Genomic DNA, 12,664 nt, shown 5'->3' on the forward strand with positions numbered 1-12,664 from the left:
TTATAACAGTATTTCATTTAATTACAATTGATAATTGAAACTTTTGACTTATTCTGTTAAACTTAAGTAAGTGTTTATATAAAACAAATTTTTCTGGAGGAGCCTATGAATGTTAGTAATCCAGGCAACATAAGAAATGTAGCATTTATTTCGCATGGTGGAGCAGGTAAAACAAGTTTGGTGGAAACTATTTTATTTAATGCTAAAGCTACAAACAGGATTGGTAGTGTTGATAATGGAACAACAGTAATGGATTTTGACCCAGTAGAAATTGAAAGGAAAATTTCTATAAATTCTAAAGTGGCTTCAATTCTTTGGAATAAAAATATGATAAATATTGTTGATACACCAGGATATGCAAATTTCTTGCATGAAACAAAAGTAGCATTATCAGCTGTAGGTGGAGCTGTTGTGATAGCAAGTGCCATTACAGGTGTAAAAGCTGAAACTGAAAGAGTGTGGAGATTTGCCGATGAGTTTGATTTGGCAAAACTAATTTTTGTAAATAAGATGGATAAAGAAAGAGCAGATTTTTTTAGAGCTTTGGGTGATATAGAAAAATCCTTTGGAGTTACACCGTTGCCAATTTTCTTACCTATAGGTAAAGAAGACAATTTTAAAGGGATAGTGGATTTAGTAAGAATGAAAGCATATATCTATCCTGATGAGCCAACAGCAGATTTTAAAGAAGCTGAAATACCTTCAGATATGATGGATGAAGTCGAAAACTATAGGACTAAACTTTTAGAAGCTGTTAGTGAAACCGATGATGAGCTTATTGAAAAATATTTAGAAGGTGAAGAATTAACTGAAGAAGAGATTAAAAATGGTTTGAGAGAAGGGACTATTTCTAAAAGGTTTATTCCTGTGCTTTGTGGTTCTGCTGTAAAAAATATTGGAAGTAAATTTTTACTTGAGGCAATAATAAATTATTTACCTTCACCTTTAGAAAGGGAATATAAAGTTGCAATAGATACAAAAACTGGAGAAGAAGTGCCTGTAAAACCAGATGATTCAGAATTTATGGGCTTTGTATTCAAAACATTTATTGACCCATTTGCTGGTAAATTGACAATTTTTAGAGTGTATTCTGGTGAGTTATCCAATGATACTGAAATCTATAATACTACTAAAGGTGAGTTTGAGAAGGTTAACCAGCTTTATCTCTTGCAAGGTAAAAACTTTATTAAAACAGATAAAGTAATAGCTGGTCAAATTGCTATGATCAATAAATTAAAATATACAACAACTTTTGATACTTTGACCTCCAAAAAGAGTAATTTAGAATTTCCAAAGGTTGAGGTACCTGATCCAGTTATTTCTTTTTCATTGCAACCAAAATCAAAAGATGATGAAGATAAAGTATCCAATGGACTACACAGATTGATGGAAGAGGATGTTGGTATTAGAGTTGAAAGAGATGAGCAGACTAATGAGTTATTGTTAAGCGGTATGGGGCAAATGCATATAGAAGTTGTTGTGGAAAAGCTTAAAGAAAAATTTAAAGTAGAAGTAGAATTGAAAACACCAAAAGTTCCTTACAAAGAAACAATAAAAATTTCAGCAAAAGGTCAGGGTAAATATAAAAAACAAACTGGTGGCCGCGGACAATACGGTGATGTGTGGATAGAATTACAGCCACTTGAAAGAGGTGCTGGAATTCAGTTTGAAGATAGAATAGTCGGTGGTGTTGTACCAAAACAGTATATACCAGCTGTAGAAAAAGGGATAAGAGAAGCTGCACAAGAGGGGATCTTGGCAGGATTCCCAATGGTAGATTTTAAGGCTATCCTTTACGATGGTTCTTATCATTCTGTGGATTCTTCTGAGCTTGCATTTAAGATAGCAGCATCGATGGCGTTTAAAAAGGTTGCTATGGAAGCAAAACCAGTTCTTTTGGAACCTATTATGAACATTGATGTTTTTGTGCCTGAAGAGACTGTTGGTACAGTTTTGGGAGATTTAAATGCAAGAAGGGGTAGAATTATAAATGTTGAACCACAAATAAATGGTCAGCATATTAGAGCTCAGGTTCCAATGGCAGAAATTTTAAAATATGCACCTGATTTAAGAAGTATGACTGGGGGTAGGGGTATGTTTACTATGGAGTTTAGCCATTATGAGGAGGTACCTACCCATATAGCAGAAAAGATTATAGCTCAAGCTAAAGCAGAAAAAGAGAAAGAATAGCTTTAGAGTATGATTGAGCTGAATTTGCTCAAGTACTTTGATAAATCTTTTTCAGAGATTTATCAAATTGAGCATGGTGAGCTAAAAGAGGATAAATCTTCAAGGAGCAGGCCAAATTTCCTGCTCCTTTTTTATGGTCTGATTACGCTATTGTTGCTATTAGCAATTATTTTAACAGCTTCATATTACTTGGATAAGAAAAAAGAGAAAGAAGTCAGTAAAATTAATAATAAAGTTAAAAAAGAAGAAAACAAATTACCTGAGGATAAAAAATCTAATATTAAATATGTAAAAATAGGTGAAATTGAAATTATTGGTAATAATGATTTAAATAAATTTAATGAAAAAAAAGGGATTGCTAAGAAAGAGATTGCTAAAGCTAATGTTAAACCTGTTGTTAATACTAAAAAAGTTAGTGTCAAAACTAATAATAACAATACCTCTAATAAAAAGTTATCAATAATGGTTAAAAGAATAGACGAAGATAAGTTACAAAATATTAAATCAATATTAAAAGGAACGGATAAAGAAATAAAAATAATTAAATCATATTATATACAGAATACAGTATGGGAGCTTTACCGAATTAACCCTTATTCAAAAAAGTATATTGCAGGAAGGCCTGTGACTTTTGTGAAAAAATTCAAATCTAAAGAAGAAGCAGTTCAATATGCAAAGGCTAAAAAAATAAATGCTCTGATAAAAAAGAGAAATATAAAAAATAAAGTTTATGATGTTAAAATATTAAATTTCAATGATAGAAAAGATATTCACGAATTTAAAAAACGTTTAGGTATAAAATAATAGATTATTTAGTAAAATAAGGGGGAAACCCCTTATCTAATGTTATGCAGCGCTATTTTTTAGTGCCTGAAGTTTTTTAGCAAGTCTAGAAACTCTTCTGGCAGCTTGATTCTTATGGATTACACCTTTTGAATGAACTTTATAAATTATTTTTACAGCTTCGTTAAATTTTTTTTCGGCTTCTTCTATATTACCAGATTCTAAAGCCATTAAAAACTTTTTTGTATAAGTTTTCATCATTGATTTGTAAGATTTGTTTCTAAGTCTTCTCTTTTCATTTTGTCTAATTCTCTTTTTCGCAGATAAACTGTTTGCCATTCTTCACCTCTTATTTTTTTACAAATACAGCAGTGCGCTTAATAACAAAAATATTTCTTCAAGTCAAGTAAATTGTGTCTTTATTTGTAATTTAAAAACTAGGTGGTGTTCCTACCCAAAATGCTTTTGCAAATTTATTTGTTTTATTTTTTATTTTGTGCGGCAAATTAGAACTAAAGTAAATCGATTCCCCTTCTTTTAAAACATATTCTTCATTACCTATAACGACAGTAATTTCACCCTCTAAAACATATCCAAACTCTTCTCCTGTGTGATTATAAAAATTAGACCCTGTTTCAGAATTTGGGTGCATTTCTAAGAGTAAAGGTTCTAATTTTCTGTTAACAAGTTTGCTTGCAAGAAAGTATATATCAAGGTTTTTGTTTTTTAATACTTTATAATCATCAAAACTGAATTTAGACACGACATTTCTTTCATCTTCAAATAACTCACTTATAGTTATACCTAAAGCATAGCAGATTTTTTTTAGTGAAGCTATTGACGGTGAGTTTTTCCCGTTTTCTATTTGGCTTATAAAACTCTTGGTAAACCCTGTTTTTTGTGATACATCTTCTAATGTCATTCCCAATCTTTTTCTTATTTCTCTTAATTTTGCACCGTAGCCCATCTTATCTCCTTGATTTTAATTTATTTTTCAATTATATATTAAATTAATTATAAAATGTCAAGGGGGTAGTTAAAAATTAAAATGCATAAGCAAGCTTTAATTACAACTATTTTGGTGATTTTTGGTTATATAATATTAAGTTTTAGTAAATTTCATTTGGTGGCTGATTTTTTTATTGTATTATATCTATTGTTTTTAACCTTTTTTATTGTCAAAAAATTAACTGATAAAGAAGAAGCTTTACAAGAAAAGATTGAAAATTTAAATCAAGCAACATCTGAATTAAAGGCTGCTAATGAAGAGTTACATGCTCTTAACCAGCAGTTGTTAAAATCTAAAAAGGAGTTGGAAACATATAAAAGTTATAGTGAAAATTTAATTTTAAATATGAATCACGAGATAAGAACTCCATTGAATTCTATTATTGGTTTTACAAAGCTTATGGTAGAAGATTTTGAAAGTTTAACCAGAGATGATATTAAATCTTCGATAGAGATGATTGATGAGTCAGCAAAAAGATTGAAATCTATTATTGATAATTTAATTCAACTATCAAAAAAGCCAGTATTTGAAATAGTTGATAAGGATATATGTGATAAGCCTAAATATTTGTTTGAGTCAATAGTTTCGACGATTAAAGGGTTGATTAAGAATAATGACAAGATTATCTTTGATTACAACATTCCTGAAAATATTCCTAATGTTAGTTTTAAAGAGTCAGTATTAAATAGTATACTTTTAAATATTGCCCTTGCTTCAGTAGTAAATACAGAGAAAGGTAGTATAGAGTTGAATATGTATGAAAGTGAGGAATATTTTATTGTAGAGTTTAAAGATACTGGAAAGCAAATTGATATTGAAAAAGTTAAAAACTATTTTGTAAAAACTGATGTTGAATTAAATACTAATGAGCCTGAATACAGGTTATTTGTTGCTAAACAACTTGCAGTTAAAAATGATGTAGATTTTCAAATAGAAAGCAATGAATATAGCAATAAATACATAATTAAGTTGAAGAAGTGTTAAAATGAGAGAGGTTAAAGAAAGATTATTAAAAAGATTGCAAATAGGGGATAATGTTTTCTTAGCTAAGAGTTCAGTATTAGTAGGTGATGTTTCAATTGGGGATGATTCGAGTGTATGGTTTAATGTAACGATTAGAGGGGATGTGGATTTTGTAGAAATTGGCTGTTGCTCAAATATTCAAGATAACTCAGTTATTCACTGTACTTTAAATAAATATCCAACAATAATAGGTGATTATGTTACGGTAGGTCATAGTGCTGTCTTGCACGGTTGCAAAATATCTAATAACTGTTTGATTGGTATTGGGTCTATTATAATGGATGACTGTGAAATATTAGAAAATAGCTTGGTGGCAGCTGGTTCATTAATTCCGCCTGGTAAGAAATTTCCTCCTAATGTTTTGATTAAGGGTAGCCCTGCAAAGGTTGTAAGAGAATTAACCGAAGATGAGATTAGATCGATAAAAAATTATGCCTTGCGATATATTGAATATAAAAATGTTTATTTAAATTTGGGAAAATATAATAACTGTCTATAAACTAACCATTTATTCAAATGTAGATCTTATTATATAAATTTAGTATTGAAAAAACAAAACTTATATGTTATATATCAAATCAAGTGGGCTTTGCCCACTTATTTTTTTGTAAAGGTAAGTTATGGATGCTTTAGTTACTGGTATCATAGAAAAAGTTAAGAATTATCTTAATGAAAATATAAAAAATGCAGAGTTAGATATTTATGATGTCCAATTTCGAAGGGAAAGAACAGGTTGGGTTCTTCGTATATTCATAGATGGTGCAAATGTTGGCTTAAATGAGTGTGTAGCTGTTAGTAAAAAAGTATCTAAATGGTTAGATGAAGTTGATATCATCCCTTATGAAAAATACAATTTAGAAGTATCTACTCCTGGAGCAAATCGAGAAATAAGGAGCTTGGAAGAATTTAAAAAATATATTGGGAGATATTGCAAGGTGAGGCTTAAAGAAGGTGATGAGTCTGGTCGTAAAAATTATAAAGGTATAATAAAGGATGTAATAGAAAGTAAGATTAGGATATTCGTTGAAGAAGAAAATAAAGAATTTGAAATAGAGTATTCTCATATAAAAAAAGCAAATTTAGATATAAAGTTTTAGGAGGAAAGATGAAAGAGCTTGTAAAGGTAGCTGATGAAATTGGTAAAGAGAAAGGTATAACTAAAGATTTATTAAAAGATGCTTTAGAAGAATCTATAAAAGCTGCTGTAATTAGAAAATATGGTAAATTTACAGAGCCTGAAGTAGAAGTTGATTTAGAAAAAGGGAAGATAGATATTAAGGTTCCAAAAGAAGTGGTGGAGTCGGTAGAAAATAAGAAATATGAAATTTTGCTTGATGAGGCTAAAAAAATTAAACCCGATGCTCAATTAGGTGATGTTATAATGGTCCCTGTTTCATTCACTGAGCTTGGAAGACAAGCTGCAACTGTAGCAAAACAACGCATGGTAGAAAAAATCAGGGAAGCTGAAAAACAGGTAATTTATGATGAGTTTCAGAATAAGGTTGGTCAAATAGTTACAGGGGTGGTGCTCAAATCTGACAAAGATAGTATGATAGTTAGTATTGGTAAAACTGAAGCTTTCATGCCAAAGAGAGAAATAATCCCTGGTGATTACTATGATAGAGGTGATTATGTTCGTGCCCTTTTATTAGAAATAAAGGTTGTTAAAGGGTGGCCTCAATTAATTTTATCAAGAACCCATCCAGATTTTTTAAAGAAATTATTTGAAGTTGAAATCCCTGAGGTTTTTGAAGGGATTATAGAGGTAAAAGCAGTAGCAAGAGAACCTGGAGATCGTGCTAAAGTAGCTGTTTACTCAAAAAATAGTAATATTGACCCAGTTGGTGCATGTATTGGTTTAAAAGGAACAAGGATTAATGCGATTAGTAATGAACTAAGGGGTGAAAAAATTGATGTTATTGAGTGGTCTCCAGACCCAGTAAAGTTTGTTTGTAATGCTCTGTCACCTGCTGAAGTGATTTTAACAAATATTTTTGAAGACGAAAAGACAATTGAAGTGGTTGTCCCAGATGATCAGCTTTCTCTTGCTATAGGTAAGAAGGGGCAAAATGTTCGATTAGCTGCTATACTTACTGGATGGAGATTGGATGTGCTTAAAGAGAGCGAATACAATATTATAAGGAAAGAAAGGTTGCAAGAGCAAGAAGAAGAACTTAAAGAATTTTATGAAATTTATAATTTAGAAAATTTAGAAATTTTAGATGAAAATATGATTTCAAAGCTTTTGGAGTCAGGGATAGATGATGTTGAAAAACTTTCTACTGCAACTGTAGATGAAGTTGTTATGGCATTAGGTGTAAATGAAGATCAGGCAGTTCTAATCATTAATTCTGCAATAGATTATTTAACTTCAAAACTTGAAGAATTAGGTTATGATGAGGAAGATATCGAAGATGATAATGAAGAGGAATAATGGGAAGTAAAGCTATTAGAACCTGTATTTCATGTAGTGAAGAAAAGTATAAGCCAGAACTTTTAAGGTTTGTTAATGTTGATGGTGAAGTTGTGTTTGATTTAAAGCAAAAGCTTGAGGGAAGAGGTGCTTATCTTTGTTTTGATAAAGGGTGTTTTAAAAAAGCAACTAAAAAGAACTTATTTGCTAAAAATTTCAAATGTGAGCTAAGAGAAAATATATCTTTTATAAAATTGGTAAAGCATGTAAGAGAGACATATAAAAGGTACCTTTACACCCTTATGAGGGTAAATATAACATCTAAAAATATTATAGAAGGGATATTTAATGTAAAGAATAGTTTGATGAACGATAAAGCTTTTTTATGTTTATTCCCCTCTGATGTAAGTAATAATAGTAAAGCCAAACTAACAAATTTGATAATTAGAAAGAAGGTGCCCTTTTATTATGTTGAAGATAAAAAGAGTGTTGCAATGAATATTCATAGACCGATAAGAGGAGCTTATGCAGTTGTTAATAAACAACTGGCTTCAGTTATGATAGATGTTCTAGAGAAAATTAAAGAATTAAAAAATTGGATTTAGTAAGGGGTGTTTTATATGGCAAAGTTTAAAATAGCAGAGATTGCAGAAAAACTTGGGGTTTCCACTGAAGAGGTAATTCATAGACTAAAAGATAGTGGTGAAGATATCCCTGAAGACTTAAGTGTTCTTGATGATAAACTGGTTTCTAAACTGGGGTTAGATCCAAAAAAGTTGCAGATAGAAAAAAGGCAGGAGTTTTTAAAAAAAGCGATTGAAAGAAGGAAAAGACACCCCAAACCAAAAGAAGTTGTTTTAAAAGAGGAAAAGGCTGCTGAGAAGAAAAGATTATCAAAAGAGGAATTACTCAAAAAGAAGTTAGAATTAGAGAAAAGCTTAAAGAAAGTAGATGAATTAAGAAAGAAAAAAGAGGAAGAAAAAGAGAAAGTAAAGGAAACAATCCAGCAAACAGGCAAGGAAGAAATTGAACTTACAAAGTCTGAACAAGAAAAACAACCTTTAATAGCAGCTAAAATTGAGACAGCAGATAAAAATTTAGTCAAAAAAACTGAAAGTGAGCAATCAGAAAAAGAAGAAAAAACAGGTGAAAAAAGAGATGAAAGAAAAGGTAGAAGATTTGCTAGAAAGGATGATAAAAAGGTAGAAAAACAAAAAACTGCAAAAAAAGATCAGCAAAAGCGTTTTGAAGGTAAAAAAACTGAAGAAAGAGAAGAAAAGAAATATGTTTCTAAGGATATAAAAGTTGAAGAAACTAAACAAGAAGTTACAAAAGAATTAAGAATAGATAAGGAATCTAAAAGGAAAAAGAAAGATAAAGATGAGTTGATTGAAGTAAAAGAGGCAAAAAAACCTAAAGCTAAAAAAGGCGCTAAAACTAAAAATATTAAAAAAGATATTTTAGAAGGTTTTGATGAATTAGAGCTTGAAGAGGAGATTATAAAGTCAGATTCTTCAATAGAAGAAGCTATTGATTTAGAAAGTGATGAGAAAAAAGATGAAGTAAAAAAAGAAGTTAAACAGGAAGAAAAACAAACTGTAAAACAGCCTGTTAGACCATCTAAAATTGAAATTGCTGAAAATGTTGCAATAACTGAGTTAGCAAGACTGATGGGTATAAAAGCAAATGAGATAGTTAAAAAATTGTTTGAAATGGGTGTGATGGCAAATATAAACCAATCAATAGATGCAGAGACTGCTCAATTACTGGGAGCAGAATATGATATTGAGGTCGAAGTAAAAGTTATAACTGAAGATGACTTAATTCCAAAGTATGAGGATAAACCAGAGGAATTAAAACCAAGACCTCCTATAGTAACAGTTATGGGGCATGTTGACCATGGAAAAACATCCTTGCTTGATAGGATTAGAAGGACAAAAGTTGCTGAGAAAGAGGCTGGTGGGATCACTCAGCATATAGGTGCATACGAAGTTGATTTAGATCAAGGTAAGATAGTTTTCCTAGATACCCCTGGTCATGAGGCTTTTACAACTTTAAGAGCAAGGGGAGCTAAGGTTACTGATATTGTAATTTTAGTTGTTGCTGCAGATGATGGGGTTATGCCTCAAACAAAAGAAGCTATAGATCACTCTAAAGCAGCAGGTGTTCCTATAGTTGTTGCTATAAATAAAATTGATAAACCAAATGCAAATCCAGATCATGTAAAATCACAATTAGCTGAGCTGGGTATAATCCCTGAAGAGTGGGGAGGAAGTTACCAGTTCCAAGAGGTTTCAGCTAAAACGGGTCAGGGAATAGATGAGCTATTAGAAAGGGTTTTACTTGAAGCAGAAATGTTAGAGTTGAAGGCAAACCCTAAGAGACCTGCAGAATGTGTAGTGATAGAGTCAAAACTTGATAAACACAGAGGTGCTGTAGCAACAGTTATAGTCCAGAATGGAACTCTTAAAAAGGGTGATGTTTTTGTAGTTGGTGCGCAATATGGCAAGGTAAGATCTATGTTTAACTTTATGGGAAGAACTGTTAAAGAAGCTGGACCTTCTATACCTGTGGAAATTATGGGTTTTTCTGAAGTGCCTGAAGCTGGTGAAAAACTTATTGTGTTGCCAAATGAAAAGCTAGCAAAACAGATTGCAGATATGCGCAGAGAGAAAAAGAAAGAACAAGAGTTGCTTGAAAAAAGTAAAGTTAGTTTAAACGATATATTCACTAAAATTCAAGAAGGGGAATTACAGGAACTAAATATTATAATAAAAGCTGATGTCCAAGGTTCGGTAGAAGCATTAAAAACTTCTTTACAAAAACTATCAAATCCTGAAGTTAAAGTTCAAGTTATACATGATGGTGTTGGTGCTATTAGTGAATCTGATGTTTTATTGGCAGCTGCTTCAAATGCGATAATTATAGGCTTTAATGTGCGACCTGATAATAAAGCAAAGGCTGCTGCTGAAAGGGAGAAAATTGATATTAGACTTTATTCTGTAATTTATGATGCTATTGAAGATGTTAAAAAGGCTATTGAAGGTATGCTTACCCCTGAGACAAAAGAGAATGTTATTGGTAAGGTAGAAATCAGGAAAGTATTTAATATCTCTAAAGTTGGTCGTGTTGCTGGTTGTTATGTCTTAGAAGGTAAAGTTATGCGTAATTCAAATGTTAGAGTTTTAAGGGATAATGTTGTTGTTTATGATGGCAAAATCGGTACTTTAAAACGATTTCAAGATGATGTGAAAGAAGTAGTTGCTGGTTATGAATGTGGACTTACTATTGATAGATATAATGATATTAAAGAGGGTGATATTTTAGAGGTTTATGAGTTAGTTGAAGAAAAAAGAACACTTGATGATGTGAATAATCCAAATGAGTAAAAACAGCTGTATAATAGGTTCATTAATTTTTGAGATAGAGATACCTGACGCATTCTCTTTGAAAGAAAAAAGGAGAGTGTTAAACAGTTTAAAAACTAAAATTAAAAATAAATTTAATGTTTCAATCTCTGAAATTGGAGAGAAAGATATTTGGAATAGGAGTGTGTTAGCTGTAGTTACTGTTTCGGATAGTAGAATTTTTGTAGATGAAATTCTTCAAAAAGTTATAAACTTCTTTGAAAACTTTACTACAATAAACATATTAAGTATAAGTGAGGAAATTTTATAAATGGAAAAAGGGCAAAGAGCAAAAAGGGTTTCTGAATTATTAAGAGAAGAGTTATCAAAACTTATTATCTATGAAGCTAAAGATCCATTGGTAAAAACTGTTATTATTACTGCGGTTAGGGTTACTAATGATTTAAGTCTGGCAAAAATTTATTTCAGATCTTATGATTTAGATATGGATTTACAGGAAATTTTAAAGGGACTAAATAGAAGTAAAGGTTTTTTAAGGGAAAATATAAAAAGAAATTTAAGATTAAAAAAGATCCCTTCTTTTGAGTTTTATATTGATGATACAATCGATGAAGCATTAAAAATAGAAGGTATCATTAAAAAGCTTCATGAATTTTAATGGTTTTGTTGTTTTACATAAAGAAATAGGGGTTTCTTCATTTAACGCCGTTGATAGACTGCGTAAGATTTTAAAAGTTAAAAAGTGTGGGCATACAGGTACTTTGGATCCTTTAGCTGAAGGTGTCTTACCAGTTTGTTTAAATAAAGCTACAAAATTTATAAAATATTTAGATGAAAATGAAAAGGAATATATTGCTGAATTAAAATTTGGGATTCAAACAGATACTTTTGATATCACTGGCACAATAATAAATAAAAATATAGAACAAGTAGTAGATCTGGCAATGGTACAAAAGGTTTTAGATGAGATGACAGGAGATATTGAGTTACCTATACCTAAATATTCTGCTGTTAAAATTAATGGTGAAAGAGCATATAAACTTGCAAGAAGTGATAAAGATTTTGATGCTGGGAAAAGGGTTTCAACTATTTATAAAGTGGAGATTTTGGATCTTAACTATCCAATGTGTATAATTAAAATACTTTGTTCAAAAGGGACTTATGTTAGAAGCTTCATAAATGAACTTGGCATAAAACTTGGTTGCTATGCAACTATGACAAATTTACTTAGAACTAAAAGTGGAATTTTTAATATAAAAAATGCTTATAAATTGGATGAAATTGAAAAAATGTTTAAAAGTAAAGATTATTCTTTTTTGTTAAAAATTGAAGATGTGCTAAAGTTCCCAGTTGCAGTTGTTAAAGATGAGTTTTTAAAGTTGGCAAAAAATGGAGGTAAATTAAAAAGAGGTATGTATTTAAAGTTTCCTCTGTCATCTGAATACAATTATTACTTTTTAAGTGATGTTAAAGGTAATATTTTTGCCATTGCTAAAAAATTAGAAGGCTCTATTTATCCACTAAAGGTTGAACATGTTTTGTAAATATTAGTTGAGTTTTTTTAAAATATTTATATAATTACAAGGTTTGAATAATGGAGGTGTGTAATGGCTTTAGATGCAGTAAAAAAGAAAGAAATCATTGAGAAGTTTAAAAGGCATGAAGGTGATACTGGTTCACCAGAGGTGCAGGTTGCATTATTAACAGAAAGAATCAATAATTTGACAGAACATTTTAAACAACATCCAAAGGATCATCATTCAAGAAGAGGATTGTTGATGCTTGTTGGTCAAAGAAGGAAGCTTCTTGACTATTTAAGAAAGAAAGACTTTAATAGATATAAAAATCTGATTGAGGCTCTTGGATTGAGGAAGTAAT

At 30.6% G+C, this 12,664-nt stretch carries 14 protein-coding genes; 12 read left to right on the plus strand and 2 right to left on the minus strand.

The features are described from left to right. The first annotated feature begins 105 nt into the window (after nt 1-105). Both fusA and OWM07_RS05310 read left to right on the plus strand, forming a co-directional pair. Nucleotides 106-2,190 carry an elongation factor G gene (fusA, locus tag OWM07_RS05305; protein ID WP_423302631.1) on the plus strand — a complete coding sequence of 695 codons (2,085 nt, stop codon included), beginning with the start codon at nt 106-108 and terminating at the stop codon, nt 2,188-2,190. 24 nt (nt 2,191-2,214) lie between these two features. Then, nucleotides 2,215-2,994, plus strand: a complete 780-nt coding sequence (locus OWM07_RS05310) for an ETC complex I subunit (protein ID WP_423302632.1) — start codon at nt 2,215-2,217, stop codon at nt 2,992-2,994. Nucleotides 2,995-3,036: 42 nt separating this feature from the next. On the opposite strand, the gene rpsT is transcribed toward OWM07_RS05310, so the two are convergent. Both rpsT and OWM07_RS05320 read right to left on the minus strand, forming a co-directional pair. Beyond that, complete coding sequence (gene rpsT, locus OWM07_RS05315; RefSeq protein WP_423302633.1) at nt 3,037-3,312, minus strand: 30S ribosomal protein S20; 276 nt, start codon at nt 3,310-3,312, stop codon at nt 3,037-3,039. A 91-nt stretch (nt 3,313-3,403) separates the two neighbouring features. After that, the gene (locus tag OWM07_RS05320; protein WP_423302634.1) at nt 3,404-3,940 is read right to left on the minus strand and encodes a helix-turn-helix domain-containing protein; all 537 of its coding nucleotides are present in this window, start codon (nt 3,938-3,940) and stop codon (nt 3,404-3,406) included. An 81-nt stretch (nt 3,941-4,021) separates the two neighbouring features. Here OWM07_RS05320 and OWM07_RS05325 point away from each other — a divergent pair, with 81 nt between their 5' ends. From OWM07_RS05325 to rpsO, 10 genes are all read left to right on the plus strand, one after another. Beyond that, nucleotides 4,022-4,966, plus strand: a complete 945-nt coding sequence (locus tag OWM07_RS05325; protein ID WP_423302635.1) for a sensor histidine kinase — start codon at nt 4,022-4,024, stop codon at nt 4,964-4,966. 1 nt (nt 4,967) lies between these two features. Beyond that, the gene (locus OWM07_RS05330) at nt 4,968-5,504 is read left to right on the plus strand and encodes a gamma carbonic anhydrase family protein (RefSeq protein ID WP_423302636.1); all 537 of its coding nucleotides are present in this window, start codon (nt 4,968-4,970) and stop codon (nt 5,502-5,504) included. Between the two features lie 121 nt (nt 5,505-5,625). After that, nucleotides 5,626-6,102 carry a ribosome maturation factor RimP gene (locus OWM07_RS05335; RefSeq protein WP_423302637.1) on the plus strand — a complete coding sequence of 159 codons (477 nt, stop codon included), beginning with the start codon at nt 5,626-5,628 and terminating at the stop codon, nt 6,100-6,102. A gap of 8 nt (nt 6,103-6,110) precedes the next feature. Continuing rightward, nucleotides 6,111-7,439, plus strand: coding sequence for a transcription termination factor NusA (gene nusA / locus OWM07_RS05340; RefSeq protein ID WP_423302638.1), 1,329 nt, complete (start codon nt 6,111-6,113; stop codon nt 7,437-7,439). Beyond that, nucleotides 7,439-8,023 carry a DUF448 domain-containing protein gene (locus OWM07_RS05345; protein WP_423302639.1) on the plus strand — a complete coding sequence of 195 codons (585 nt, stop codon included), beginning with the start codon at nt 7,439-7,441 and terminating at the stop codon, nt 8,021-8,023. Before nusA ends, OWM07_RS05345 begins: the two co-directional genes overlap by 1 nt. Before the next feature lie 15 nt (nt 8,024-8,038). Continuing rightward, nucleotides 8,039-10,807, plus strand: a complete 2,769-nt coding sequence (gene infB / locus OWM07_RS05350; RefSeq protein ID WP_423302640.1) for a translation initiation factor IF-2 — start codon at nt 8,039-8,041, stop codon at nt 10,805-10,807. Then, a complete protein-coding gene (locus tag OWM07_RS05355) occupies nt 10,800-11,096 on the plus strand; it encodes a DUF503 domain-containing protein (RefSeq protein WP_423302641.1) in 297 nt (98 codons plus the stop codon). Before infB ends, OWM07_RS05355 begins: the two co-directional genes overlap by 8 nt. Beyond that, on the plus strand, nt 11,097-11,444 hold the full coding sequence (rbfA, locus tag OWM07_RS05360) for a 30S ribosome-binding factor RbfA (RefSeq protein WP_423302642.1): 348 nt from the start codon (nt 11,097-11,099) through the stop codon (nt 11,442-11,444). It begins immediately after the preceding gene. Then, nucleotides 11,434-12,330, plus strand: a complete 897-nt coding sequence (gene truB / locus OWM07_RS05365; protein WP_423302643.1) for a tRNA pseudouridine(55) synthase TruB — start codon at nt 11,434-11,436, stop codon at nt 12,328-12,330. Before rbfA ends, truB begins: the two co-directional genes overlap by 11 nt. Before the next feature lie 63 nt (nt 12,331-12,393). Further along, entirely contained in the window at nt 12,394-12,663 is a 270-nt protein-coding gene (gene rpsO, locus OWM07_RS05370; RefSeq protein WP_423302644.1) for a 30S ribosomal protein S15, read from the plus strand. Nucleotide 12,664 lies beyond the last annotated feature (1 nt).

The organism is Deferribacter thermophilus, assembly GCF_049472675.1.
Lineage (GTDB): Bacteria > Chrysiogenota > Deferribacteres > Deferribacterales > Deferribacteraceae > Deferribacter > Deferribacter thermophilus.